Below are 25,544 nucleotides of genomic sequence, written 5' to 3'. Positions count from 1 at the left end.
GCATCTACGCTACCGGGCAACTTCATGTTTAGTTCACAATCTCAAGCACCTGTTCAGGTGGGCGACCAATCCGGGCCTGGCCGTTAGCCACCACTATCGGGCGCTCGATCAGCTTCGGATTATCCACCATCGCCTGAATCAACTCGGCTTCGCTGAGATGGCTATCCTTCAGCCCAAGCGTGGTATACAAGTCTTCTTTCTGACGCATTAATTCCCTGGCGCTGGTCATGCCCAGCTGGCTCAGCAGGGTGCGGAGGGTGTCGGCGTCCGGCGGTGTTTCCAGATAGAGCACTACCCGCGGTTCAATGCCGTTGGACTTCAGCAGGCTTAAGGTATCGCGGCTCTTTGAGCAGCGAGGGTTATGGTAGATCGTGACTGCGTCAGACATCTTTTCTCCTTTTACATCTTTTCATACGGGCGATAGCGCTCCTGCAGCTGGCGCAACTGGTCAATGCGGGCATCGTACCGGGCCTGTTGCAGGCTGCCGAGTTTCACCTGCGAGCTGGCGCTGCTGAGCAGGGAGATGGCCTGATCCAGGCGTCCGGCAAGGGCATAACCTTCGGCGCGGGCAGCCAGCTCCTGATCGCGATGGCCGAGCGCCGCTTCCGCCTGAGCCAGCAGATCCCAACCGTTAGGATCGTCTTTATTACTGAAGGTATAGCGGTTGAGCAGCGTGGCGGCTTCCTGCGGCTGCCCACCCTGTAAGTAAGCATTCGCCAGGTTAAGTTGCAGTACCGGGTTATTGCGCAGTTCGCGGGCGCCTTTCAGACGGTTAATCGCATCCTGGGCTTTTTTCTGCCCTAAATCGATATCCGTCGCCAGATCCAGATACCAGGCATTGGCGGAATCGGCGGCCAGCAGCGGCTGCAGGTTCTTGCGGGCCTCAGCATAGTTGCTGGCTTCCATCGCCTGTAGCGCACGGCCATACTGGGCGGCACGCTGTTCACGCACGTTGCCTTTATTCAGGGCATCCAGCAGATCGTTGGTCAGCTGGTTACGCCCGGAGTTGTACATGCCGAGGGTTCTGACCTTCGCCATATAGAATTCCTGCGAGGACTGGACCACCACCGGACGCATCTGGTTGGCGCGGTTGCGCGCATCCGAAAGACGGCTTTCCGGCAGGGGGTGGGTAAGCAAAATTTCCGGCGGACGAGAGGAGTAACGCGCCTGATCGAGTAATTTTTCGAGGAAACCCGGCATTGCCTGCGGGTCAAACCCGGAGCGCTGTAGCACCTGAATACCGATGCGGTCGGCCTCCTGTTCGTTCTGCTGGGTAAAGCTGATCATCCCCTGACGCGTGCCCGCCAGCGTACCGGTCAGCGCCGCCATACCCGCCTGTGGGCTGGCCATTGCCAGCAAAATAGAACCCAGCGCACCTACCCAGGTTAATGGGGCGCTACGCTTCTGATCTTCCATCGCTCGCGCCAGGTGGCGCTGTGTGACGTGGGAAATTTCGTGCGCCATTACCGAGGCCAGCTGGCTTTCGTTATCGGCATAGCGGAATAACGCCGAATGCAGCACCACGTTGCCGCCGAAGAAGGCGAAGGCGTTGATCTCGTCGTTATTGATTAAATAGAAGTGGAAAGGGGTCTTTACCGAGTTCGCGTGCGAGACAAGGCGCATCCCCAGAGAATTGATATACTGCACCAGCAACGGATCGTTAATCAGCGGCGCACTGCCGCGCAGCTGGCGTACATAGAAGTCGCCCATTTGCATCTCCTGACCAATGGAGAGCGTGCTTCCTGCCGAGGTGCCCATATCCGGCAATGAGTCTGTAGAGTCAGCGAAGGCGGGCATCATCTGGCCAGCGGTCAGCGCAGCGATGAGCGTCGCAACTAACGTTTTTTTCAACTGCCTGAACATAACCTCTGTCCTGTCTGGTGGGTGTGCTAGTTTGACCGAAGAACCCGCATATCGTTCATCTGCGGCTGCTCTGCAAGTGTATTCGCGTCAGGGCGATAAGAAAATCCCTCTTTTCAGGCTTTTGCGTTTTGTGACAGAGCAAGAAAAAGCGAAAGTCTTTTCATTGACTCTTCGATACAATTCACACTTTACGTCCAGCCATCATCTTCAGGTAAGGGTTGTATGCTCGAGTTATTAATGCAGTGGTACCGCCGACGCTTTAGCGATCCTGAGGCCATTGCTTTGCTGGTTATTCTGGTCGCCGGATTTGGCATCCTCTTTTTCTTTAGCGGGCTGCTGGCGCCGCTGCTGGTGGCGATTGTGCTCGCCTATCTGCTGGAGTGGCCCACCGTCCGGCTGGAAAATATTGGCTGCTCCCGCCGCTGGGCCAGCATCATCGTACTGGTCTTTTTTGTCGGGATATTGATGGTGATGTCTTTCGTGGTGATGCCGATCGCCTGGCAACAGGGGATTAACCTGATCCGCGATATGCCGGGGATGCTCAGCAAACTGTCCGATTTTGCCGCCACCCTGCCGCGCCGTTATCCGGCCCTGATGGATGCGGGCATCATCGACGCGATGGCAGAGAACATGCGCACCCGCATCATGACGATGGGGGACACGGTGGTGAAATTCTCCCTCGCGTCGCTGGTCGGCCTGCTGACGCTGGCGGTCTATCTGGTGCTGGTGCCGCTAATGGTCTTCTTCCTGGTTAAGGACAAAGAGCAGATGCTTAACGCGGTGCGTCGCGTCCTGCCGCGCAACCGTGGGCTGGCAGGGCAGGTATGGAAGGAGATGAACCAGCAGATCACCAACTACATCCGCGGCAAAGTGCTGGAGATGATTGTCGTTGGGATAGCCACCTGGATTGGCTTTTTAATCTTTGGCCTCAACTATTCGCTGCTGCTGGCGGTGCTGGTCGGCTTCTCGGTGCTGATCCCCTATATCGGGGCGTTTGTGGTCACCATTCCGGTGGTGGGCGTGGCGCTGTTCCAGTTTGGTCTGGGCACGGAGTTCTGGAGCTGTTTTATCGTCTACCTGATCATCCAGGGGCTGGACGGCAACCTGCTGGTACCGGTGCTGTTCTCGGAAGCGGTGAATCTGCATCCGCTGGTCATTATTCTGTCGGTGGTGATTTTTGGCGGATTATGGGGATTCTGGGGCGTATTCTTCGCGATCCCGCTGGCGACGCTGATCAAAGCGGTGGTGCATGCCTGGCCGGATGTGCCTGCGGTAGAGGAGTAGCCTGTTGCCCGGAAGCGGGCCTGTGAGGTTTGTAGGCCGGGTAAGCGTAGCGCCACCCGGCGAAACAAGCGCAGAAGCCGACTCAGGCGTTCGCTTTCACCCACGCCAGCACCACGTCGTGGTGATTGCTGGTTTTGAAGTCGTTAAAGACATGCTCAACTTTACCGTCGGCATCGATCAGGAAACTGATACGGTGGATACCATCATAGGTTTTACCCATAAAGGATTTCTCACCCCAGACGCCAAACGCGTTGCAAACCTGGTGATCTTCATCGGAAAGCAGCGTGAAGTTAAGCAGCTCTTTTTCAGCGAAACGAGACAGCTTTTCTGGCTTGTCGGTGCTGATACCCAGCACTTCGACGCCGGCAGTTTTTAACTCGTCCATGTTATCGCGTAAGCCGCAGGCCTGTACGGTACAGCCTGGGGTCATGGCTTTCGGGTAGAAATAGACCAGTACACGCTGTCCCTGGAAGTCGGTTAAATTTACTTGCTCACCGTCTTGATCGGGCAAGCTAAATTTCGGTGCGATGTCACCGGCTTTCAGTGGATTCATTACTCAACTCCATCCTGTTCATGCTGGGAATAATTGACGACGTTAATACTGCCTTGCGCATTCAGTTCTGTACAGAGGGCTTTGAACGCTTGCTCGATATTTGAGGCATCGCGTGACGCCGGGCTGTGCGCGGTGATTTGAATAAACAGTTTAGGTACGGTGTCTGCTTCGCCCGGCTGAGTACGCGAGACCAGTTCGGCGATATTCATCTGGTGGCTGTCAAACAGGGCGGTAAAACGTTCAATTAAATGCGGGGAGTCAGGCACTTCTACCTGGACCCACACGGTCGCAGGCAGGGCCGGCTGCGGGCGCGCGGTGGTGCGCTTCATCACGATCAGCAGATCCAGCTCTGCGCCTTTTAACGGCAGGGTCGACTCAATTAAGGTGATCGCATTCCACGACCCGGAAAGCAGCATGATGAAGGTGAACTCTTCACCCAGCATCGCCAGGCGGCTGTCTTCAATGTTGCAGCCGCAGCTGCTGACGTGGCGTGTTATGGTGTTTACGATCCCCGGCCTGTCGGCACCCAGCGCAGTGATTACCAGGTAATGTTGTGATGAGGTTGTCAAACCTGTTCTTCCTTTGCGTGGTTTAGTCTTTCTAAGGAAAGCATAAAAAAAACCGGCATACAATAACCTGGAGGCCTCACGTCGCTTGCTTTTATTACAGCACCAAACGTACCATTGAGGCTCTTGTACGCACAGAGGATGGCCCATGTTCACGGGAAGTATTGTCGCGCTTGTAACACCGATGGATGAGAAAGGTAATGTCTGCCGGTCAAGCCTGAAGAAACTGATTGATTATCATGTCGCCAGCGGAACCTCGGCGATTGTTTCGGTAGGAACTACCGGTGAATCTGCTACGTTGAGCCACGAAGAGCATGGCGAAGTGGTGTTGATGACGCTGGAGCTGGCTGACGGGCGTATCCCGGTTATTGCCGGTACGGGCGCCAACGCGACCGCTGAAGCCATCAGCCTGACCCAGCGCTTCAACGACAGCGGTGTGGTAGGTTGTCTGACGGTCACGCCTTATTACAACCGTCCGACCCAGGAAGGTCTGTTCCAGCATTTCAAAGCCATCGCTGAACATACTGACTTGCCACAAATTCTGTATAATGTGCCGTCGCGCACCGGCTGCGATATGCTGCCAGAAACGGTAGGCCGCCTCGCGAAAGTAAAAAATATTATCGGTATTAAAGAGGCGACCGGGAACTTAAGCCGCGTTCATCAGATCAAAGAGCTGGTTTCAGACGACTTTATTCTGCTGAGTGGCGATGATGCGACCGCGATGGACTTTATGCAGCTTGGTGGCCACGGCGTGATTTCCGTGACTTCTAACGTTGCAGCCCGCGATATGGCTGAAATGTGTAAACTGGCCGCGGCCGGTCATTTCCAGGAAGCGCGCGTGATTAACCAGCGTCTGATGCCGCTGCACAACAAATTATTTGTCGAACCCAATCCGATCCCAGTGAAATGGGCATGCAAGGAGTTGGGACTTGTAGCGACCGATACGCTGCGTCTGCCGATGACCCCGATTACCGACCACGGTCGTGAAACGGTCGCTGCGGCGCTGAAGCATGCCGGTCTGCTGTAAAGTTTAGGGAGATTTGATGGCTTACTCAGTACAGAAGTCGCGCCTGGCGAAGGTTGCGGGTGTTTCGCTTGTTATGCTGCTCGCGGCCTGTAGCTCAGATTCACGCTACAAGCGTCAGGTGAGCGGTGACGAATCCTATCTGGATGCCGCGCCGCTTGCTGAACTTCATGCGCCTGCTGGCATGATCCTGCCGATACAGAATGGCGACTACAACATTCCGGTCGCCAACGGTAGCGGCGCGGTAGGCAAAGCGCTTGATATTCGTCCGCCTGCACAGCCTCTGGCGCTGGTGAGCGGAGCGCGTACTCAGTTCACCGGCGATACCGCGACGCTGCAGGTTGAGAGCGCGCGCAATGCCACGCTGTGGCCGCAGGTAGTCAGCGTGCTTCAGTCAAAGAACTACGCCATTACCCAGCGCGACGACGCCAGCCAGTCGCTGACGACAGACTGGATCGAATGGAGCCGTCTGGATGAAGATCAACAGTACCGTGGACGCTATCAAGTCTCTGTTAAACCTCAGGGTTACCAGCAGGCGGTGGTGGTTAAACTCATAAACCTGGAGCAGGCGGGCAAACCGGTTGCCGACGCGGCATCAATGCAGCGTTACAGCACCGAGCTGCTTAACGTTATTGCTGCAGGTCTCGACAAAAATGCCACTGACGCTGCCAATGCCGCGCAGAGCCGCAATGGTTCGACCTTCGACGTGCAGAGCGCTGCCGACGATACCGGTCTGCCAATGCTGGTGGTGCGTGGTCCGTTCAATCAGGTCTGGCAGCGTCTGCCTGCCACCCTTGAGCGCGTCGGCATGAAGGTCACCGACAGCACCCGCTCAACCGGCAGTATGGCGCTGACTTACAAGCCGCTGTCCGACAGCAGCTGGGAAGAGCTGGGCGTAAGCGATCCGGGTCTGGCTTCTGGTGATTACAAGCTTCAGGTCGGCGATCTGGATAACCGTAGCAGCCTGCAGTTTATCGATCCGAAAGGTCACACCCTGACCCAGTCGCAGAACGATGCGCTGGTCGCTGTCCTACAGGCGGCATTCAGTAAGTAAAAAAGAGGGCTGGTAAATCCAGCCCTTTTAATTTTAGTGCTACGCAAACGTGTGCGTGGCATAATATCTCCAGTTTTGAACACATATCATCACACCAGGAGTAATGAAGATGCAGAAGCAAGCTGAGTTGTATCGTGGCAAAGCGAAAACCGTATACAGCACGGAAAACCCGGATCTGTTGGTGCTCGAGTTCCGCAATGATACGTCAGCAGGAGACGGCGCGCGCATTGAACAGTTTGACCGTAAGGGGATGGTGAACAACAAGTTCAACCACTTTATTATGAGCAAGCTGGAAGAAGCGGGCATCCCGACGCAGATGGAAGCGTTGCTGTCCGATACGGAGTGTCTGGTGAAAAAGCTGGATATGGTGCCGGTAGAATGTGTCGTACGTAACCGCGCCGCGGGCTCTCTGGTGAAGCGTCTGGGCATCGAAGAGGGCATCGAGCTTAACCCGCCGCTGTTCGACCTGTTCCTGAAAAACGACGCCATGCACGATCCCATGGTCAACGAGTCTTACTGCGAAACCTTTGGCTGGGTGAGCAAAGAGAACCTGGCGCGCATGCAGGAGCTGACCTTCAAAGCCAACGACGTGCTGAAAAAACTCTTTGATGACGCGGGCCTGATCCTGGTCGATTTCAAACTGGAGTTCGGTCTGTTCAAAGGCGAAGTGGTGCTGGGCGATGAGTTCTCCCCGGACGGCAGCCGCCTGTGGGACAAAGAGACGCTAGATAAAATGGACAAAGACCGTTTCCGTCAGAGCCTCGGTGGCGTGATTGAAGCGTACGAAGCCGTGGCCCACCGCCTGGGCGTGAAGCTCGATTAATCCTGCTTTCAGCCAGAGGAGCGCCTGTTCCTCTGGCATCTCACCCTTGTTTCCTGTGGTAATTCTCCCCTGAACCGCCTACGATCTACCTATTATTAGGATGATATTTTCGAGGTGGTTATGCGTTGGCAAGGACGTCGCGAAAGCGACAATGTTGAAGACAGACGTAGTGGCGGCGGCCCATCAATGGGCGGTCCGGGGTTTCGTTTACCTCGCGGAAAGGGCGGTATTGTCCTTCTGCTGGTGGTGGTGGTGGCAGGCTACTACGGCGTTGACCTGAGCGGATTATTAACCGGGCAGCCAGTGCAGCAACAGCAGCAAACGCCGCGCTCCATCAGCCCGAGTGAAGACGAAGCGGCAAAATTCACCTCGGTGATCCTCGCCACGACGGAAGATACCTGGGGCCAGCTGTTCGACAAAATGGGCCGTACCTACCAGCAGCCGAAGCTGGTGATGTATCGCGGTGCCACGCGTACCGGTTGCGGTACCGGACAATCGGTGATGGGGCCCTTTTACTGCCCTGCCGATGCGACAGTCTATATCGATCTCTCCTTCTACGATGATATGAAACGCAAGCTGGGCGCCGACGGTGACTTTGCCCAGGGCTACGTCATCGCCCACGAAGTGGGCCACCACGTGCAAAAACTGCTCGGTATTGAACCTAAAGTACGTCAGCTCCAGCAGAATGCCAGCGAGAAAGAGGTCAACGCCCTGTCGGTGCGTATGGAGCTGCAGGCCGACTGCTTCGCCGGTGTATGGGGCCACAGTATGCAGCAGGAAGGCGTGCTGGAGGCGGGGGATCTGGAGGAGGCCCTCAATGCCGCGCATGCCATTGGCGATGACCGTCTGCAGCAGCAAAGCCAGGGGCGGGTGGTGCCAGACAGCTTTACGCACGGCACCTCGGAACAGCGCTACAGCTGGTTCAAAAAAGGTTTTGACGGCGGCGATCCGGCGCAATGTAATACCTTCGGCAAGGCGCTTTAATTCTTAATGTCAGGGATGAATTTATCGGGGTTGCCTGAACAACTGACGCGGGAAGGGCACCGGCGGCTGCTGGTGCTGAGCGGGGAAGAGTCCTGGACGCAGCAGCAGGCGCTGCTGTTGAAAGAGTGCTATCCCGGCGACTGGCTGTGGATCGGCACAGATGCCCCGCAAACGCCTTCATGCGCGCCGCAGGCGCTGAATCAGCTGCTGGGCCGCGAGTTTCTGCACGCCATCTTCGATGCCCGACGCGGCTTTGACGTCTCGGCTTTTGCCGCCGTGGCGGGTACCCTGTGCGCCGGAAGCGTGCTGGTATTGCTTACCCCAGCCCTGACGCGCTGGCCGCAGACACCCGACCAGGACTCACTGCGCTGGAGCGACAGGCCAGAGCCTATTCCCACGCCCCGTTTTATCGAACGCTTCTGCCGCCACATCATGCGCGATCCGCTGGTGCTACTTTGGCAGCAGGGCGAGCCTTTTTCCTTTACGCCAACCGCAGCTGCTCCCGAGTGGCACCCGGCCTGCGGCGAGCCGCAGCGCGAACAGGCCGCGATCCTCGACGAGCTCACGACCATGCCTGAAGGCATTGCCGCCGTGACCGCGCCGCGCGGGCGCGGCAAGTCGGCGCTGGCGGGTATGCTGTTGCAACGCGTTGCAGGCAACGCCATTGTTACGGCCCCCGCCAGAACGGCGACAGAAGTTATTGCCCGCTTTGGCGGTGATCGCTATCACTTTATGGCGCCCGACGCGCTGCTGGCCTCGAGGCAGCACGCCGACTGGCTGATTGTCGATGAGGCGGCAGCCATTCCCGGCCCGCTGCTGGAACAGCTGGTGACGCGCTTCCCCCGCGTCCTGCTCACCACCACGGTGCAGGGCTATGAGGGCACCGGCAGAGGATTCTTACTGAAATTCTGCGCCCGTTTTGCCGGGCTGCGTTACTTCACGCTCTCAACTCCGGTGCGCTGGGCGGCGGGTTGCCCGCTGGAGCGCATTATCGCGCAGGTGCTGCTGTTTGATGATGAGCCCGACGACAGGATCCCGCAGGGAGAGATCCGCTATGCACCGCTGGAGCAGGAAGCCTGGGACAGCGAGCCTGCGCTGCCGGCAGAGGTTTATAAACTGCTGTGCGCCGCCCACTACCGGACATCTCCTCTCGATCTGCGACGCATGATGGATGCCCCCGGACAACATTTTACCGTCGCCCGCGCCGGGGAGAGCGTCTGCGGCGCGCTGTGGCTGGTGGAGGAGGGCAACCTCAGTGCGGCGCTCAGTCAGGCGGTATGGGCGGGTTACCGGCGTCCGCGCGGCAACCTGGTGGCGCAATCTTTAGCGGCACACGGGGGCTCGCCTCTGGCGGCGACGCTCACCGCCCGGCGGATAACCCGCGTGGCCGTCCATCCTGCCCGCCAGCGTGAAGGCATCGGCCTGGCGCTGGTGGCCGCTGCCCGCCAGCAGGTGAGCATCGACTATATTTCCGTCAGCTTCGGCTATACCGGGGCGCTCTGGCGCTTCTGGCAGCGCTGTGGTTTTGTGCTGGTGCGCATCGGCAGCCATCGCGAGGCCAGCAGCGGCTGCTTCACGGCGATGGCGCTTCTGCCGCTGAGTGCGGCGGGGCAGGCGCTGTGCCAGCGTGAGCATCAGCGGCTCTGTCGCGATGCGCCGATTATTGAGCGCTGGAACGGAGAAAAGATCCCGGTAGCGGCCGCAGGTGAGTCTACCCTTAATGATGATGACTGGCTGGAGCTGGCCGGGTTTGCTTTTGCGCATCGCCCTCTTACGGCGTCGATTGCCAGTCTGACCCGACTGCTGGCGACGGAACTGCCGCTGGCAGGCTTGCGGGGAAAAATCGAGCAGGGCAGGGACGATAGCGCCCTGAGCCAGAGGTTAGGGCTGAACGGGCGTAAGGCATTGCTGAGTTATCTGCGCAGCGAGGCGGGTCAGGCGCTGGCGCAACTGGACAGCCAGCGCTGCGAGGAACTGAAGCACACCGTTTTGCAATGGCAATTTTTTCAATGACTTCATCAGTAAACTGGCATGTTCATTCTGCCTGTCAGGCGTAGAATCCCGCTTATCAAATAAGGAGACTGCCATGAAACATGACCATTTTGTTGTCCAGAGCCCCGATAAGCCGGCCAAACAGCTCTTGCTGCTGTTTCATGGCGTTGGCGATAATCCGGTCAATATGGGACAAATTGGTAGCTGGTTTGCCCCCCTGTTTCCTGAGGCGCTGGTGGTCAGCGTAGGCGGTCCGGAGCCTTGCGGCCCGAACGGTCGTCAGTGGTTTTCGGTGCAGGACGTGACCGAAGAGAGTCGTCAGGGGCGCGTAGACGCTATCATGCCGACTTTTATCGATACCGTGCGTTACTGGCAGCAGCAAAGCGGCGTAAAGGCAGATGCCACCGCGCTGATTGGCTTTTCTCAGGGCGCGATCATGGCGCTGGAGAGCATAAAGGCGCAGCCGGGACTGGCATCACGGCTCATTGCTTTCAACGGCCGCTATGCGACCCTGCCTGAGGAAGCGACCACAAAGACAACCATCCATTTAATTCACGGCGGGGAAGATCGCGTTATTGCGCTGTCCCATGCGGTTGCTGCCCAGGAGGCGCTGATCCGCGCGGGGGGCGATGTGACGCTGGATATTGTCGACGATCTGGGCCACGCCATTGACGATCGCAGCATTCAGTTTGCGCTGGATCACCTGCGTTTTACCGTGCCAAAACACTACTTCGATGAAGCGCTCAGCGGCGGTAAGCCGAATGATGACGATATCGTGGAGTTCCTGTAGCTGATAACCCTCTCCCCCGCTGGGGAGAGGGGCAAGGCATTACTTCTTCTGGTCTTTCTTCGGCCAGTCGTCTTCATCGTCCCACTTGTCGTTAAAGTCACGATGTGGGGGCAGTTCAGGTTTGTTGGCGAGGAATTTCTTATGGTCAACACGCTTGAGATCCTTGATCACGTTCAGCAGCACGCCTACCAGAAAAACCAGTACCAGGATCCACCAGTATTTAGCCAGCCAGTCCATTCGCTTATCCTTCTTGGGAGCAACCGTCAGGCGACGAGTTGCTCCATGATACGTTGATACATACGGGCCAGCAGCTGCAAATCTGCGGCGTTCACGCATTCATTGATTTTATGAATCGTGGCATTCACCGGCCCAAGTTCGACCACCTGTGCACCCATGCGGGCAATAAAGCGTCCGTCGGAGGTACCGCCTGTGGTCAGCAGTTGCGGTTTAATTTCATTATAGTGCGCGATAGCGTTAACCACCGCATCCACCAGCTTACCGCGCCCGGTCAGGAACGGCTGACCGGAGAGCCACCAGTCAACGCTGTAGCGCAGCTGGTGTTTCTCCAGCAGGGCCACCACGCGGGCTTTGATCATCTCGTCCGTCAGTTCGGTGCTGAAGCGGAAGTTAAACTGTACAAACAGATCGCCAGGGATGATGTTATTGCTGCCGGTGCCGGCCTGCATGTTGGCAATCTGCATGCTGGTCGGTGGGAAATATTCATTACCTTTATCCCACTCGATCCCGACCAGTTCGTTAAGCATCGGCGCGGCGCGATGCACCGGGTTATCGGCCAGATGCGGATAGGCCACATGACCCTGGACGCCGTGAATGGTCAGATTACAGGTGATGGATCCACGACGGCCATTTTTGACCACGTCGCCCACCACCTCGGTGCTGGACGGCTCGCCCACCAGGCAGTAATCCAGACGTTCGTTGCGCGCCATCAGCGCTTCAACCACTTTCACAGTGCCATTTTTAGCGCTGGCCTCTTCATCAGAGGTGATCAAAAACGCCAGACGACCTTTATGGTTCGGGTACTGCGCCACGAAACGTTCCGCGGCAACCACCATCGCCGCCAGCGACCCCTTCATGTCTGCCGCGCCGCGACCAAACAGCATGCCGTCGCGGATCGTCGGTTCGAAAGGCGGATTGATCCAGCGGTCGGCGTCACCGGCTGGCACCACATCGGTATGTCCGGCAAAGGCCAGCGTTTCACCCTGACCGCGCCAGGCCCAGAAATTTTGCGTGTCGCCAAAATCCATCGGTTCGATGGTAAAACCAATCGCCCGCAGGCGTTCGATCATCAGCGCCTGACAACCCGCATCATCAGGGCTCAGGGAGGGGCGGCGAATAAGCTGCTGAGTCAGCTCAATGACCGGGCATGACATAGACTACACCTCAATAAAATAGGTTTGGTATTGATTTTCGTTGAAACCCAGCAGCATAGGCTTACCTGGCGTCCAGAGCAATGGGCGTTTGATGATTGCGGGCATTTCAACCATTAACGCGGCGGCGCTGTCCGCATTGGTGATGCTGGCGCGCAGGTTTTCATCCAGTTTGCGCCAGGTGGTACCACGGGTGTTCAGCAGGGCTTCCCAACCCAGCTCAGCAATAAATTTGTGCATTAAATCAGCATCAAGGCCGTCAGCGCGATAGTCATGAAAACGGTAGTCGACGTTGTTTTGTTCCAGCCAACGGCGGGCTTTTTTGATGGTGTCGCAATTTTTAATGCCGTACAGGGTGGTCATGGTGAATCCTTTTGTCTTAAAAGTGGTCAATTGCTCAGTAATTTCGATGGTTAAACCTTTTGGGAAATATAACACATTTGTTTTATTACCTTATTGAATATTCATCCGCGGGACAAATTGTACTTAAGTCGTGAATATTATTTCATCTTTATTGCATACCGGGCTGAAAACTAAAAAAACACTTAAGAACAGCTACAAAGTTATTTTCCCGGTCCTGAGCAAGGTTATTTCAAAATATTGCAGTTGGTCACATAAAATTTACGATTAAAGACCCATATTATCTACAAGCCAGTCGTACCAACGGGGGTAGAGCAGTATCACTGATTAAAAAGTCTTCACAATGATGATATATTCTCGTAGAATGGCCGATAATAATAAGAGAGGTAGTTATGATTGAACGTGAACTGGGGAACTGGAAAGATTTTATCGAAGGCATGCTTCGTAAATGACATTCAGCAAGAATCGCGAGAGCACTTAATTAGTTAATAACAATAGTGTGAAAATAAACACACAAAAAAGGCGGCCGGTAAGGACGCCTTTTTCTTTTCTAATATTCTTATTTCTGCTTTTCCTTTAATGGAAAACGTCGGCGCACCAGCACAAAGAACAGCGGAACAAAGTAAATGGCGAGGATGGTCGCGGAGATCATCCCGCCCATTACCCCGGTGCCTACCGCGTGCTGACTGCTTGAGCCCGCACCAGAGCTGGTGGCCATCGGCAGCACGCCGAACACGAACGCCAGCGAGGTCATCAGGATGGGGCGCAGACGCTGGCGACAGGCGTCGAGGGTGGCGGCTATCAGGTCCTGACCTTTTTCATTCATCTCGTTGGCAAACTCAACAATCAGAATGGCGTTCTTCGCCGACAGACCAATAACCGTTAACAGTCCGACCTGGAAGTAGACGTCATTTTCCAGGCCGCGCATCCAGGTGGCGAGCAGGGCGCCAATAACACCCAGCGGGACCACCAGCATCACCGAGAAGGGCACAGACCAGCTTTCATACAGCGCGGCCAGACACAGGAACACCACCAGCAGCGACAGGGCGTACAACGCCGGGGCCTGGGCGCCCGAGAGGCGTTCCTGATAGGACATCGCGGTCCACTGGAGACCAAACCCGGCAGGCAGCTGTTGCACCAGATTTTCCATTACATCCATGGCGGTCCCGGTACTGACGCCCGGCGCGGCTTCGCCGACAATCTCTACCGCAGCATAGCCGTTATAGCGCTCAAGACGCGGTGAACCCGTCTCCCAGCGTGAGGTGGCAAATGCCGAGAAGGGCACCATGCCGCCGTCTTTATTACGCACGTACCACAGGTTGATATCGTCCGGCAGCATGCGGTATTTGGCTGCCGCCTGCACATAGACCTTTTTCACCCGGCCACGATCCATAAAGTCGTTTACGTAGCTCGAACCCCACGCGGTCTGCAGGGTGTCGTTGATGTCGTCGATGGAGACGCCCAGCGCCTGCGCTTTGCGCTGATCGATATCGATTTGCAGCTGCGGGCTGTCGTCCAGACCATTGTGACGCACGCGGGTCAGGGAGGGATCTTCCCCGGCCAGCTCCAGCAGCCGATCGCGTGCGGCCATCAGGGCGTCATGTCCGGCCCCGCCGTGATCCTGCAGCTCCATATCAAAGCCCGCCGAACTGCCGAGCCCGCTGATAGCCGGTGGGCTGCTGGCAAAGACCCGCGCCTCTTTAATGTGGCTGAAGGCTTTGGTGGCGCGCTCGATAATGGCAAACGAGCTGCCGGTTTTGACATCGCGCTCATCCCAGTCTTTCAGACGGACAAACATACGCGCCACGTTCTGCCCGTTTCCACCGGGGCCAGAGCCGACGGTGGCAAAGACCGACAGCACGTTATCTTTTTCTTTGTTAAAGAAGTACGACTCGACCTGCTGCACTACTTTCAGGGTCTGCTGCTGGGTTGAGCCGCTGGGTAACTGCACGGAGGTGATAAACATGCCCCGGTCTTCCAGCGGCAGGAACGAGGTCGGCAGACGCAGGAACAGGACGACCATGCCTCCCAGCAGCAGAACGTAGATCAGCATCCAGCGCAGGCTGCGGTGTAAGATCCGTCCCACGCCCGCCTCATAGCGCGCGGCGTTGCGGTCAAACATGCGGTTAAACCAGCCAAAGAAGCCTTTCTGACCGTGGTGTTCGCCTTTGTGTAGCGGCTTAAGCAGGGTGGCGCAGAGCGCCGGGGTGAGAATCATCGCCACCAGCACCGACAGCACCATCGCTGCAACGATGGTAATCGAGAACTGGCGGTAGATCGCGCCGGTCGTGCCGCCAAAGAAGGCCATCGGCACAAATACCGCCGACAGCACCATGGCGATACCGACCAGCGCGCCCTGGATCTGCTTCATCGATTTTCGCGTGGCCTCGCGCGGCGAAAGCCCCTCTTCGCTCATGATACGTTCGACGTTCTCCACCACCACGATGGCGTCATCCACCAGCAGACCTATCGCCAGTACCATCGCAAACATGGTGAGGGTGTTAATGCTGTAGCCAAAGGCGTAGAGCACCGTGAAGGTACCCATGAGCACCACCGGAACGGCGATGGTCGGGATTAATGTTGCGCGGAAGTTTTGCAGGAACAGGTACATCACCAGGAACACCAGCGCGATGGCTTCGAGCAGGGTTTTCACCACATCCTCAATGGAGGCCTTCACGAATGAGGTGGTCTCGTAGGCGATTTTGTATTCCAGCCCGTGAGGAAAGTAGTGCGACAGCTCATCGAGACGGTCGATAACCAGTTCTGCGGTGGCCATTTCGTTGGCGCCGGAGGCGAGCTTCACCCCAAGCCCGGAGGCCGCCTTGCCGTTAAAGCGGCTCAGGTAATCATACTTCTCGGCTCCCATCTCCACGGTGGCGACGTCGCCCAGACGTACCTCGGAACCATCCTGATTCACCCGCAGCGTGATATCGCGGAACTGCTGCGGCGTTTGCAACAGCGACTGGGAGTTGATGGTGGCGTTCAGCGCCTGCTTATCCACGGACGGTGTCCCGCCCAGCTGACCCACAGCAATCTGGGCGTTCTGCGATTCAATGGCGTCGGTGACGTCTTTTGCGGTCATCTGGAAGCTGTTCAGCTTCGCCGGGTCGAGCCAGATGCGCATGGAGTATTGTGATCCGTAGGCGTCGATGTCCCCTACGCCGTTGATACGGCTCAGTGGATCCTGAATATTACTGGCGACATAGTCGGCGATATCCTGTTTATCCATTGAGCCATCGGTGGAGACAAACGCGATGGTCAGGATGTTGGTATCGCCGGTTTTGCGCACCGTCACACCCTGATTCTGTACCGCCTGCGGCAGCTTGCGCATCGCTGACTGCAGCTGGTTTTGCACCTGCTGCACCGCTTCATCCGGGTCGGCGCCCGCGGTAAAGCTCAGCGTGATCGATGCCTGTCCGGTGGCGCTGCTCTGGGAAGACATGTACATCAGGTTGTCGAGGCCCGTCATGTTCTGTTCAATCACCTGGGTGACGGTATTCTCGAGGGTTTGCGCCGATGCCCCTGGATAGTTAGCCGTGATCCGCACGTTAGGCGGGGCCAGATCCGGATACTGTTCAACGGGAAGAGAAAAAATAGCCAGCGTGCCGGTCAGGCACAACAGAATTGCCAGCACCCAGGCAAAAATGGGGCGATCGATGAAAAAATTCGCCATTAAAATAGGACCTCGTTTTGCTGCGCGTCGTAATTGTAGATAGCCCGCATCACTCTAGCGGGAAGGGGGATGTCAAACGTGGAGAAATAAAGGAGATAATGTAAATTATCATGCCCTTTCTCCGCGCCATCGCCCTTGTGCTGCGGTGAGTATTGTTCATCTGCGTGGCCGACAGGTGACACCCTGCCTGATTTTACCGTTATTTACCCTCGGTTGCGGTTGATGAGCGAAAGCTTACGCTGACCTGGGTGCCGCCGTCCGGCGGCTGCGAGAAGCGCAGGCTGCCCCCCAGCCGGTCGGCGCGCTCACGCATAATGTTCAGACCGTAGTGCCCCGGGGGTTCGCTGGCATCGCCAATACCAATGCCGTTATCGCGAATGGTCACCGTATGGCTGCCATCCGGGGCAGTTACGCAGCAGACCCTGATGTCGCTGGCCTGTGCATGCTTGATGGCGTTCAGCACCGCCTCCCGGACAATCTGCAGCAGATGCACCTGCATCTGCGCATCCAGCGCCAGGGACGAGAGCTGACAGTTGAGACTCAGCCTGGCGGCGGTCTGTTTCTGTAAGTCATCCAGCGTCTCCTGCAGCGCGGCAGGCAGATTCGCCTGGTTCAGCGTCAGACGGAAGGTGGTGAGCAGTTCGCGTAGCTGGCTATAGGCGGCATTCAGCGCCCGGGAAAAATCGGTAACGATCGCCTGCGCTTTTTCGTTCTCCTCCGGTACCTCATGCCTGAGCAGCGTCAGCTGGATGCGCAGGTAAGAGAGCACCTGCGCCAGCGAATCATGCAGTTCCCGGGCGATAGTCGCGCGCTCCTCCATCAGCAACAGCTGGTGATAGTGCTTCTGCGCCTGGTTAGAAAACAGGCCGCGGCCCAGCATCGTCGCCACGCTGTTCATCAACGGCACCGGGACGGGGCGCTGCCCGCTTTGCCAGCGCAGCTCGCCGAAGCGGGTCTCCAGCATTACGACCGGCAGCACCTGCGTTTCAGTATGTTCAGCGGCTTCGCCCTCATGCATCTGCCAGCCATCGCTGGTGTGCAGGGCCAGATACGTTATTCCGGTGTATTCGCAAACAACGTGCAGGATATGGCGGAAACAATTGCTGTCTATCTTGCCGGTATTCAGCGCCTGTGAGCAGGTAAACAGCATCTCCAGCTGCTGGTGGGCTTCATGCAGGTGGTGCGTCTTCTCTTCAACCGAAATCTCCAGCGAGCGGTAAAGGGTGTGCAGCTCCGCCGACATATGGTTGAAGGTGCGGGAGAGCAGGCCAAGCTCGTTGGGCAGATCGCTATCGGGCACCGGCGTATCAAAGTGGCCTTGCTCAATGCGCAGGCTGGAGGTCACCAGATGATTGAGCGGGGCGACAACCTGCTGGCGGATGCGACGCAGCGTGACAAACACCAGCAGAAAAATAGCGGCCCCACCGGCAAAGGAGATGGCGAACACCCGCTGAATTTTGTGTTCGGCGTAGTGCTGCAGGGAGAGAACAAAAGCGTCAATACGCGCCACGTACTCATCCATGTGGTTCTGATACCAGACGTAATCGCCCTGGGCCAGTTTCTGATCCACCGCCTGCCAGGTGATCTGCAGCTGGCGATAGCGCTGCTTTACCTCTTCCGGAACATACCAGCTGTTCAGGGTGTGCAGGGCAGGGGCGTTCAGCGTTTGTTGCCACATCTTGCGGTGCGGCAGCAGGTTGACGCTGCCCCGCTGAATATCGTACCCCAGGCGATAACTCTGCATCCGCAGCGAACCGGCCAGATTGATCGCTTCGGCATCGCGCTGGCCGCTGGCAAGGGTAAACAGCGCGATTGCGCTGGTCAGCATCGACAAAGCAATGATGGAGAAAAATGCCCGGGCAAGGCTGCGTGAAACAGGTTGTTTAACTATCACAAATCGCGTCCTGAGCTCATACGGTATCGGCCTGATAAGCGTTTCTGCAGGGAAATGAAACGTAATTTCACCCGCAATGAAGTTAATTGATCTGCCACAGGTTCAGGCCAAATATTTCCCGTTTCTGGGCAAATGAACATTGCCTGTGACCGTTGCGGTGGGTAAATACACTATTCCTTTAAAAGAATAAGGTTATCAGGGCCAGCAAGGGGAACCGTCATGAACCGTTTTATTATGGCAAATAGCCAGCAATGTATTGGATGCCATGCCTGCGAGGTCGCGTGCGTCATGGCACATAATAATGAGCAACATGTTCTCAGCTCGCGCCATTTTACCCCTCGCATTACCGTGGTCAAAGAGGGGAATAAGCGCAGCGCCGTAACCTGCCACCACTGTGAAAACGCCCCCTGCGCGCAGAGCTGTCCGAACGGGGCCATCAGCCGAACGCATGACGGTGTACAGGTGGCGCAGCAGAAATGTATCGGCTGTAAAGCCTGCGTCGTTGCCTGCCCGTTTGGCACCATGGAGATCGTCACCACTCCCCTGGCGGCCACCGCCCAGAAGTGCGATCTCTGCCTCGGGCGCCCGCAGGGCCCCGCCTGCGTGGAAAACTGCCCCGCGGATGCCCTGTCGCTGGTCACCCCTGATAACCTGAACCAGCTGGCCCGTGCGCGGCGGTTGCGCACGGCGTGTCATGAGGCGCAGCCGTGGCAGACCGGGGAGGGGGGCGTGGCAACGGCGCTCAGCAAACGTGCGCAAATGGATGCCCTGCCCACGCGTGGCGAGCCCGATAAACTTACGCCTGAGGCACGGGCGGGCAATTTTAATGAAATCTATCTGCCGTTTCGCCCGGCGCAGGCGAAGCGGGAGGCTGACCGCTGCCTGACCTGTGGCGATCATTCGGTGTGTGAATGGACCTGCCCGCTGCACAATCATATTCCTCAGTGGATTGAGCGGGTGAAAGCGGGGGATATCGACGCGGCGGTGGCGCTATCCCATCAGACCAACTGCCTGCCGGAAATCACGGGTCGGGTCTGCCCGCAGGACAAACTGTGCGAAGGGGCCTGTACGGTGCGCGACGTGTCCGGGTCGGTGACCATCGGCAATATTGAACGCTATATCTCCGATCAGGCGCTGGCGAAAGGCTGGCGACCGGATCTGAGCCACGTCACGCCGGTCAATAAACAGGTAGCGATCGTCGGTGCCGGGCCTGCCGGTCTGGCGTGTGCTGACGCCCTGATCCGCCGCGGCGTCAGGGTCACGGTCTTTGACCGTCATCCGGAAATCGGCGGTCTGCTTACCTTCGGCATTCCGGCCTTTAAGCTGGATAAATCTCTGCTGGCCCGCCGTCGGGAGATCTTCACCGGGATGGGCATCCGCTTCGAACTGAACTGCGAAGTGGGTAAAGACATTCCGCTCGCGCAGCTGCTCAGCGATTACGACGCCCTGTTTGTCGGCGTGGGCACCTATCGCTCGATGAAGGCCGGCATTCCGGATGAAGATGCGCCGGGCGTCTACGATGCTCTGCCGTTCCTGGTGGGCAACACCCGGCAGCTGATGGGGCTGGCGCCGTCTGTGGATGAGCCCTTTGTCGATACTGCCGGGCTGAACGTGGTGGTGCTGGGGGGCGGGGACACGGCGATGGACTGCGTACGCACCGCCCTGCGCCACGGCGCTGCGAGCGTCACCTGCGCCTATCGCCGGGATGAAGCCAATATGCCCGGGTCGAAAAAAGAGGTGAAGAACGCCAGAGAAGAGGGGGCCGCCTTTGAGTTTAACGTCCAGCCGGTAGAGTTGACCCTCGACGACACCGGGCGGGTAAACGGCATTCGTCTGCTGCGCACCCGGCTGGGGGAACCTGATGCTCAGGGTCGTCGTCGTCCGGTGCCCATCGACGGCAGCGAATTTGTGATGCCTGCCGATGCGGTGATTATGGCCTTTGGCTTTAATCCGCATGCGATGCCCTGGCTGCAGGCTCAGGGGGTTGAGGTGGATACCTGGGGCAGAATTGCGGCAAGCGTTGAGTCGCGCTACTGCTATCAGACCAGCAACCCGCAGATCTTTGCCGGTGGCGACGCGGTACGAGGTGCCGACCTGGTGGTGACGGCGATGGCGGAGGGGCGACACGCCGCCCGGGGGATCGCCGACTGGCTTGGGTTGGTCTCGCCCCTTGCGCATTAACCCGACGGGCGACAACGCGGGCTTCGCAGCGTAGTATGACCAGCATAACGCGTAATGGAGCCCGTATTACTTTGAAAATTGAACTGATTAAAGATAAATGCCTCTCGGATAACTATTTCATTCTGCGCAACCTGACCTACGATCTGACGCGGCGTAACGGCGAGGTAGTGCGCCACAAACGTGAAGTTTACGATCGGGGTAACGGCGCCACGGTCCTGCTCTATAACCGTGAGAAGCAGAGCGTGGTATTGATCCGCCAGTTTCGCATCGCCACATGGGTGAATGGCAACCCTGATGGACGCCTGATTGAAGCCTGTGCCGGGCTGCTGGATAACGATGAACCGGAAGTGTGCATTCGCAAAGAGGCGATCGAAGAGACCGGCTTTGTCGTCGGCGAGGCGCGTAAAGTCTTTGAACTTTATATGTCTCCGGGCGGAGTGACGGAAATTGTCCATTTCTTCGTGGCGGAATACAGCGATACCCGGCGCGCCGGGACGGGCGGCGGGATCGAAGATGAAGAGATTGAGGTGCTCGAGCTGCCCTTTGCGCAGGCCCTGGCGATGATACAATCGGGTGAAATACGGGACGGCAAAACGGTGATATTATTACAATATTTGCAAGGCTCCGGGTTAATGGCTTGATCTTATTACCGTTAATAAGATGTATTTTGGATAAATCTATCCGATAAATCTGATTGAGCAACCCCGTTCTGAGCAGGAAGATACGCTCTGTCTGTCCAGCTATTGATTCCGGGATCCTGCTATTCATGCGTCACTGCCTTTTATTTGTTTTTATGCTCAGCGTGCTGCCGGCGACTCTTGCCCGGGCGGCACCTGCACAGCAGTCGTTTATTGACTGGCAGGTGACCTGCAATAACCAGAACTTCTGCATCGCGCGCAATACCGGTGAGCACCACGGGCTGGTGATGACCTTAAGCCGCAGCGCTGGCGCAAAAACCGATGCGGTGCTGCGTATCGATCTCGGTGGGCTGGCGAACCCCGATCCTGAACAGCCGGCCATCGCTCCTCGCTTACTGCTCGACGGCGAGCCGTTGCAGCTCGATCCTCCGCACTGGCAGATTACCCCGTGGCGCCTGACAACCGATCATGCCGCCACCATTACCGCCTTGCTGACCACCCTTCAGCAAAAAAGGGCTATTACCCTCGCAGACGGCAAGCAGACGATCTCTCTGGATGGACTGAAAGAGGCCCTGCAGTTTATCGATGCTCAGCAAAAGCGTGGCGGGAGTGAAACCGCGTGGATCAATAAAGGTGCGCAACCGCCGCTGAGCGTGCCGCCCGCGCCTGCGCTGAAAGAGGTGGCCGTGGTGAATCCAACGCCTACGCCGCTCACCCGCGAGGAGCGCAGCGATCTGCTCGACTACGGTACCTGGCGCATCAACAACAGCCAGTGTTCCCTCGACCCGGCGCGTCGTGAAGTGCGGGTCACCGCCTTAACGGATGACAAAGCGCTGCTGATGATCGGCTGCGAAGCGGGGGCGTACAACACCGTCGATTTAGCCTGGCTGGTCTCGCGTAAAAAGCCGTTCGCTTCCCATGTTGTGCGCCTGCGCCTGCCGTTTGTCCCCTCCAGTGACAGCAGTGAGATGGAGCTCATGAACGCCAGTTTTGATGAGAAGAGCCGCGAGCTGACAACCCTGGCGCTGGGGCGAGGAATTGCCGACTGCGGGATCCAGACGCGCTGGCGTTTTACCGGCCAGCGCTTCCGTCTGGTGCGCTATGCGGAAGAGCCGAGCTGCGATAACTGGCATGGCCCGGATTCATGGCCGACGTTATGGATCACAAGATAAAAGCAAAACGGCAACCTGGGTTGCCGTTTTTAGTGTGTGCACCCTCGGACTAAAGGAGAGGGCATCAGGCCGCACAGCCGGGCAAGGCGCTTAAAGCAAGGCCTGCGCCTTCTCCACCACGTTCTCAACCGTAAAGCCGAAGAACGGGAACAGCTTCTCGGCAGGCGCCGATTCGCCATAACCGGTCATTCCGACAATTTTCCCTTTCAGCCCGACATACTTGTACCAGTAGTCTGCGATACCCGCTTCGACCGCCACGCGGGCCGTCACGTCTGACGGCAGCACCGACTCGCGGTACGCTTCATCCTGAGCATCAAAGATATCCGTTGACGGTAGCGACACCACGCGTACCGCATGGCCTTCGGCGGTGAGCTTCTCTGCCGCCTTGACGGTGATCTCCATCTCTGAACCGGTGGCAATCAGGATCAGATCCGGCTTGCCGCCGCTGTCTTTGAGGATATAGCCTCCCCGGGCAATATTTTTCACCTGTTCCGGGGTACGTTCGATCTGCGCCAGGTTCTGACGGGAAAGGATGAGCGCCGTCGGGCCGTTATGACGCTCTACCGCCAGCTTCCAGCCCACCGCCGCTTCTACCTGGTCGCACGGGCGCCAGGTGCTGAAGTTTGGCGTCAGACGCAGGCTGGCCAGCTGCTCCACCGCCTGGTGGGTTGGACCATCTTCCCCCAGACCAATAGAGTCATGGGTGTAGACCATGATCTGACGGGCCTTCATCAGCGCGGCCATACGCGCGGCGTTTCGCGCATACTCCACAAACATCAGGAAGGTGGCGGTATAGGGCACGAATCCGCCGTGATGGGCAATGCCGTTGGCAATGGCGGTCATCCCGAACTCACGCACCCCATAGTGGATGTAGTTTCCGGCAAGATCCTCTTTGATCGAGGTTGAGCCCGACCAGATCGTCAGGTTGCTCGGCGCCAGGTCCGCAGAGCCGCCCAGCAGCTCCGGCAGGATCGGGCCAATGGCGTTAAGGACGTTTTGCGAGGCTTTACGGGTGGCGATTTTCGCCGGGTTAGCCTGTAAATTCTCAATCAGCGCCTGGGTGGTCTCTTCCCAGTTCTCAGGCAGGCCGCCGCCCATGCGACGGCTGAACTCGGCCGCCAGCTCCGGGTGCGCCTTCTGGTAGGCGGCAAATTTGTCGTTCCACTCCTTCTGGGCTTTTTCGCCCGCCTCGCGGGCATCCCAGGCCTGATAGATCTCTTTTGGCACCTCAAAGGCCGGGTATTTCCAGCCCAGCTTTTGCCGGGTCAGGGCCACTTCTTCTTCGCCCAGCGCTGCACCGTGTGCCTCTTCTTTGCCGGCTTTGTTTGGTGAACCAAATCCGATGACCGTGCGACAGATTATCAGCGACGGTTTATCCGTCACGCTTTGCGCTTCCTGAATGGCCGCTTTCAGCGCCTCTGGATCGTGGCCGTCAATCTCATGCACCACGTGCCAGTGATAGGCTTCAAAGCGTTTCGCCGTGTCGTCGGTGAACCAGCCCTCGGTTTCGCCGTCGATGGAGATGCCGTTGTGATCGTAGAAGCCGATCAGCTTACCCAGACCCAGGGTACCCGCCAGGGAGCAGACCTCATGAGAGATCCCCTCCATCAGACAGCCATCTCCCATAAACACATAGGTGTTGTGATCGACAATTTCATGTCCCGGCTGGTTAAACTGCGCCGCCAGCGTGCGCTCGGCAATCGCCAGCCCAACCGCATTTGCCAGCCCCTGACCGAGCGGCCCGGTGGTGGTTTCCACCCCTGGTGTATAACCCAGTTCAGGATGTCCCGGCGTTTTTGAGTGCAGCTGGCGGAAGTTTTTTAACTCTTCGAGCGGCAGGTTATAGCCGGATAAATGCAGCAGGCTGTAGAGCAGCATCGAGGCATGACCGTTGGAGAGAATAAAGCGGTCGCGGTCGTACCACGTTGGATCGTTGGGGTTGTGTTTCAGAAAGCCGTTCCACAACACTTCGGCGATATCGGCCATGCCCATTGGTGCGCCTGGATGACCGGAATTGGCTTTTTGCACGGCATCCATGCTGAGGGCGCGAATGGCATTGGCTAACTCTTTACGGGACATAGTTCACTCCATGGCAAGGTTACAGTTTGGCGGCGAGCAAATCTTCAAGTTTGCGCTGGTCGACCGCGAAAAGACGGATCCCGTCTGACAGCTTCTCGACCGCCATGGCGTCCTGATTATGCTCCCAGCGGAATTCGGCTTCGGTCATAGGTTTAGGTTTTGGCAGCACCGTAGAAGACGGCACCAGGCGGCGGATAACCGGCTCATCTTTCTCCTGCAACTCTTTTAGCAGGTTCGGGGAGATGGTAAGCCGGTCGCAGCCGGTGAGGGCGAGGATCTGTTCGGTCCGGCGGAAGCTGGCGCCCATCACGATGGTTTCATAGCGGTGTTGCTTATAGTAATCGTAGATATTACGCACGGATTTCACACCGGGATCTTCTTCCACCACGTAGGGGTCCATTGGCTGGCGGGCCTGATACCAGTCATAAATACGCCCGACAAACGGTGAAACCAGATGCACCCCGGCTTCGGCGCAGGCGCGTGCCTGTGCGAATGAGAACAGCAGCGTCAGGTTGCAGTTGATCCCCTCTTTTTCCAGCACTTCGGCCGCGCGGATCCCCTCCCATGTGGAGGCCAGCTTGATCAGAATGCGCGATTTCTCCACATCCTGCTCCTCATAGAGCTGCACCAGCTGTCGCGCTTTGGCGATGCTTTTCTCCTGATCGAACGACAGACGGGCGTCCACTTCGGTCGAGACGCGCCCGGGAATGCTTTTCAGAATTTCGCTACCAATATTGACCGCCAGTTTGTCGCTGGCCTCGGCAACCTGTTGTTCTTTGGTTTTTCCGCGTCCTTTACCAAACGCGATAGCGTCGTCAATCAGGTGCGAGAAATGCGCAAGCCCGGCGGCTTTCAGCAGCAGCGACGGGTTGGTGGTCGCGTCCTGGGGTTGGTAATGGCGAATGGATTCAATATCACCGCTGTCCGCCACGACAGTAGTGAATTGTTTGATGCCGTCTAGTTGGTTCATAAATGATTACTCCTTAAAAATAAAAGAGTTGATGGAGTGCTTAGAAACACACTTCTGTGAATTTCGCGACGTACTTAACAAAAAAGCATAGCAGACGGACATGGTCTTGCTTCGCTGGACAGGTAACATGGTTGTTATAAATTGATAACAATTTTTGTTTTGGATGGTGAGAGTTTGGCAGCCTTCAAAGTTTGAACGGCATGCAACGGCGATACTGTCCGCCACGCCAGGGTGAACATCAGGACCATAACAACAT

At 57.4% G+C, this 25,544-nt stretch carries 22 protein-coding genes; 11 read left to right on the top strand and 11 right to left on the bottom strand.

The features are described from left to right. Nucleotides 1-28 precede the first annotated feature (28 nt). Nucleotides 29-388, bottom strand: coding sequence for an arsenate reductase (glutaredoxin) (arsC, locus tag MXM41_RS06880; protein ID WP_325930686.1), 360 nt, complete (start codon nucleotides 386-388; stop codon nucleotides 29-31). A gap of 11 nt (nucleotides 389-399) precedes the next feature. Continuing rightward, entirely contained in the window at nucleotides 400-1,863 is a 1,464-nt protein-coding gene (bepA, locus tag MXM41_RS06875) for a beta-barrel assembly-enhancing protease (protein WP_325930684.1), read from the bottom strand. A gap of 222 nt (nucleotides 1,864-2,085) precedes the next feature. Here bepA and MXM41_RS06870 point away from each other — a divergent pair, with 222 nt between their 5' ends. Next, entirely contained in the window at nucleotides 2,086-3,147 is a 1,062-nt protein-coding gene (locus MXM41_RS06870; protein ID WP_325930683.1) for an AI-2E family transporter, read from the top strand. Nucleotides 3,148-3,229: 82 nt separating this feature from the next. Here the strand turns inward: MXM41_RS06870 and bcp are convergent, their stop codons facing one another. Beyond that, on the bottom strand, nucleotides 3,230-3,700 hold the full coding sequence (bcp, locus tag MXM41_RS06865) for a thioredoxin-dependent thiol peroxidase (RefSeq protein ID WP_325930682.1): 471 nt from the start codon (nucleotides 3,698-3,700) through the stop codon (nucleotides 3,230-3,232). Further along, nucleotides 3,700-4,269 (bottom strand): glycine cleavage system transcriptional repressor, encoded by a 570-nt coding sequence (locus MXM41_RS06860; protein ID WP_325930681.1) that lies wholly within the window; start codon nucleotides 4,267-4,269, stop codon nucleotides 3,700-3,702. Before MXM41_RS06860 ends, bcp begins: the two co-directional genes overlap by 1 nt. A gap of 145 nt (nucleotides 4,270-4,414) precedes the next feature. On the opposite strand from MXM41_RS06860, the gene dapA reads away from it, so the two are divergent. The 6 genes from dapA to ypfH all read left to right on the top strand — a co-directional run bounded on the left by dapA (nucleotide 4,415) and on the right by ypfH (nucleotide 10,933). Then, nucleotides 4,415-5,293: a 4-hydroxy-tetrahydrodipicolinate synthase gene (gene dapA / locus MXM41_RS06855; protein WP_325930680.1), complete on the top strand. Its 879-nt coding sequence runs from the start codon at nucleotides 4,415-4,417 to the stop codon at nucleotides 5,291-5,293. Nucleotides 5,294-5,309: 16 nt separating this feature from the next. Beyond that, nucleotides 5,310-6,344, top strand: a complete 1,035-nt coding sequence (bamC, locus tag MXM41_RS06850; protein ID WP_325930678.1) for an outer membrane protein assembly factor BamC — start codon at nucleotides 5,310-5,312, stop codon at nucleotides 6,342-6,344. A gap of 109 nt (nucleotides 6,345-6,453) precedes the next feature. Further along, entirely contained in the window at nucleotides 6,454-7,167 is a 714-nt protein-coding gene (gene purC / locus MXM41_RS06845; RefSeq protein WP_325930677.1) for a phosphoribosylaminoimidazolesuccinocarboxamide synthase, read from the top strand. A gap of 120 nt (nucleotides 7,168-7,287) precedes the next feature. Next, a complete protein-coding gene (locus MXM41_RS06840; protein WP_325930675.1) occupies nucleotides 7,288-8,151 on the top strand; it encodes a neutral zinc metallopeptidase in 864 nt (287 codons plus the stop codon). 15 nt (nucleotides 8,152-8,166) lie between these two features. Next, nucleotides 8,167-10,164 carry a tRNA(Met) cytidine acetyltransferase TmcA gene (locus tag MXM41_RS06835; RefSeq protein ID WP_325930872.1) on the top strand — a complete coding sequence of 666 codons (1,998 nt, stop codon included), beginning with the start codon at nucleotides 8,167-8,169 and terminating at the stop codon, nucleotides 10,162-10,164. Between the two features lie 73 nt (nucleotides 10,165-10,237). After that, the gene (ypfH, locus tag MXM41_RS06830) at nucleotides 10,238-10,933 is read left to right on the top strand and encodes an esterase (protein ID WP_325930674.1); all 696 of its coding nucleotides are present in this window, start codon (nucleotides 10,238-10,240) and stop codon (nucleotides 10,931-10,933) included. Nucleotides 10,934-10,972: 39 nt separating this feature from the next. Here ypfH and MXM41_RS06825 read toward each other — a convergent pair whose 3' ends face one another. The 3 genes from MXM41_RS06825 to MXM41_RS06815 are packed head-to-tail and all read right to left on the bottom strand — an operon-like array spanning nucleotide 10,973 to nucleotide 12,684. Further along, nucleotides 10,973-11,170, bottom strand: coding sequence for a YpfN family protein (locus tag MXM41_RS06825; RefSeq protein WP_039029679.1), 198 nt, complete (start codon nucleotides 11,168-11,170; stop codon nucleotides 10,973-10,975). A gap of 26 nt (nucleotides 11,171-11,196) precedes the next feature. After that, on the bottom strand, nucleotides 11,197-12,324 hold the full coding sequence (gene dapE, locus MXM41_RS06820; protein ID WP_325930673.1) for a succinyl-diaminopimelate desuccinylase: 1,128 nt from the start codon (nucleotides 12,322-12,324) through the stop codon (nucleotides 11,197-11,199). Nucleotides 12,325-12,327: 3 nt separating this feature from the next. Then, on the bottom strand, nucleotides 12,328-12,684 hold the full coding sequence (locus MXM41_RS06815; protein ID WP_325930672.1) for an ArsC family reductase: 357 nt from the start codon (nucleotides 12,682-12,684) through the stop codon (nucleotides 12,328-12,330). A gap of 389 nt (nucleotides 12,685-13,073) precedes the next feature. Between MXM41_RS06815 and ypfM the strand changes: the two genes are divergently transcribed. Next, complete coding sequence (gene ypfM, locus MXM41_RS06810) at nucleotides 13,074-13,133, top strand: protein YpfM (protein ID WP_015572204.1); 60 nt, start codon at nucleotides 13,074-13,076, stop codon at nucleotides 13,131-13,133. Between the two features lie 107 nt (nucleotides 13,134-13,240). Here the strand turns inward: ypfM and acrD are convergent, their stop codons facing one another. Beyond that, nucleotides 13,241-16,354: a multidrug efflux RND transporter permease AcrD gene (gene acrD, locus MXM41_RS06805; protein ID WP_325930670.1), complete on the bottom strand. Its 3,114-nt coding sequence runs from the start codon at nucleotides 16,352-16,354 to the stop codon at nucleotides 13,241-13,243. Nucleotides 16,355-16,553: 199 nt separating this feature from the next. Then, entirely contained in the window at nucleotides 16,554-18,248 is a 1,695-nt protein-coding gene (narQ, locus tag MXM41_RS06800; protein WP_325930668.1) for a nitrate/nitrite two-component system sensor histidine kinase NarQ, read from the bottom strand. 219 nt (nucleotides 18,249-18,467) lie between these two features. On the opposite strand from narQ, the gene aegA reads away from it, so the two are divergent. The 3 genes from aegA to MXM41_RS06785 all read left to right on the top strand — a co-directional run bounded on the left by aegA (nucleotide 18,468) and on the right by MXM41_RS06785 (nucleotide 22,239). After that, a complete protein-coding gene (aegA, locus tag MXM41_RS06795) occupies nucleotides 18,468-20,429 on the top strand; it encodes a formate-dependent uric acid utilization protein AegA (protein WP_325930667.1) in 1,962 nt (653 codons plus the stop codon). 65 nt (nucleotides 20,430-20,494) lie between these two features. Next, complete coding sequence (gene nudK / locus MXM41_RS06790) at nucleotides 20,495-21,070, top strand: GDP-mannose pyrophosphatase NudK (RefSeq protein WP_325930871.1); 576 nt, start codon at nucleotides 20,495-20,497, stop codon at nucleotides 21,068-21,070. 125 nt (nucleotides 21,071-21,195) lie between these two features. After that, the gene (locus MXM41_RS06785) at nucleotides 21,196-22,239 is read left to right on the top strand and encodes a DUF1176 domain-containing protein (protein WP_325930666.1); all 1,044 of its coding nucleotides are present in this window, start codon (nucleotides 21,196-21,198) and stop codon (nucleotides 22,237-22,239) included. Between the two features lie 90 nt (nucleotides 22,240-22,329). Here MXM41_RS06785 and tkt read toward each other — a convergent pair whose 3' ends face one another. Next, the gene (tkt, locus tag MXM41_RS06780) at nucleotides 22,330-24,318 is read right to left on the bottom strand and encodes a transketolase (protein ID WP_325930665.1); all 1,989 of its coding nucleotides are present in this window, start codon (nucleotides 24,316-24,318) and stop codon (nucleotides 22,330-22,332) included. 19 nt (nucleotides 24,319-24,337) lie between these two features. Continuing rightward, nucleotides 24,338-25,288 carry a transaldolase gene (gene tal / locus MXM41_RS06775; RefSeq protein ID WP_325930663.1) on the bottom strand — a complete coding sequence of 317 codons (951 nt, stop codon included), beginning with the start codon at nucleotides 25,286-25,288 and terminating at the stop codon, nucleotides 24,338-24,340. Nucleotides 25,289-25,544: the final 256 nt, after the last annotated feature.

This window comes from Leclercia adecarboxylata, assembly GCF_035787115.1.
GTDB lineage: Bacteria > Pseudomonadota > Gammaproteobacteria > Enterobacterales > Enterobacteriaceae > Enterobacter > Enterobacter adecarboxylatus_E.
Note: the sequence above shows the minus strand (reverse complement) of the source record. Positions and strands in the feature narration are given on the sequence as shown.

Excerpts from the sequence above, each read along its gene's own strand:
- arsC (WP_325930686.1), bottom strand. The coding sequence starts at position 388 with ATGTCTGACGCAGTCACGATCTACCATAACCCTCGCTGCTCAAAGAGC.
- bepA (WP_325930684.1), bottom strand. The coding sequence starts at position 1,863 with ATGTTCAGGCAGTTGAAAAAAACGTTAGTTGCGACGCTCATCGCTGCG.
- MXM41_RS06870 (WP_325930683.1), top strand. The coding sequence starts at position 2,086 with ATGCTCGAGTTATTAATGCAGTGGTACCGCCGACGCTTTAGCGATCCT.
- bcp (WP_325930682.1), bottom strand. The coding sequence starts at position 3,700 with ATGAATCCACTGAAAGCCGGTGACATCGCACCGAAATTTAGCTTGCCC.
- dapA (WP_325930680.1), top strand. The coding sequence starts at position 4,415 with ATGTTCACGGGAAGTATTGTCGCGCTTGTAACACCGATGGATGAGAAA.
- bamC (WP_325930678.1), top strand. The coding sequence starts at position 5,310 with ATGGCTTACTCAGTACAGAAGTCGCGCCTGGCGAAGGTTGCGGGTGTT.
- purC (WP_325930677.1), top strand. The coding sequence starts at position 6,454 with ATGCAGAAGCAAGCTGAGTTGTATCGTGGCAAAGCGAAAACCGTATAC.
- MXM41_RS06840 (WP_325930675.1), top strand. The coding sequence starts at position 7,288 with ATGCGTTGGCAAGGACGTCGCGAAAGCGACAATGTTGAAGACAGACGT.
- MXM41_RS06835 (WP_325930872.1), top strand. The coding sequence starts at position 8,167 with ATGAATTTATCGGGGTTGCCTGAACAACTGACGCGGGAAGGGCACCGG.
- ypfH (WP_325930674.1), top strand. The coding sequence starts at position 10,238 with ATGAAACATGACCATTTTGTTGTCCAGAGCCCCGATAAGCCGGCCAAA.
- MXM41_RS06825 (WP_039029679.1), bottom strand. The coding sequence starts at position 11,170 with ATGGACTGGCTGGCTAAATACTGGTGGATCCTGGTACTGGTTTTTCTG.
- dapE (WP_325930673.1), bottom strand. The coding sequence starts at position 12,324 with ATGTCATGCCCGGTCATTGAGCTGACTCAGCAGCTTATTCGCCGCCCC.
- MXM41_RS06815 (WP_325930672.1), bottom strand. The coding sequence starts at position 12,684 with ATGACCACCCTGTACGGCATTAAAAATTGCGACACCATCAAAAAAGCC.
- acrD (WP_325930670.1), bottom strand. The coding sequence starts at position 16,354 with ATGGCGAATTTTTTCATCGATCGCCCCATTTTTGCCTGGGTGCTGGCA.
- aegA (WP_325930667.1), top strand. The coding sequence starts at position 18,468 with ATGAACCGTTTTATTATGGCAAATAGCCAGCAATGTATTGGATGCCAT.
- MXM41_RS06785 (WP_325930666.1), top strand. The coding sequence starts at position 21,196 with ATGCGTCACTGCCTTTTATTTGTTTTTATGCTCAGCGTGCTGCCGGCG.
- tkt (WP_325930665.1), bottom strand. The coding sequence starts at position 24,318 with ATGTCCCGTAAAGAGTTAGCCAATGCCATTCGCGCCCTCAGCATGGAT.
- tal (WP_325930663.1), bottom strand. The coding sequence starts at position 25,288 with ATGAACCAACTAGACGGCATCAAACAATTCACTACTGTCGTGGCGGAC.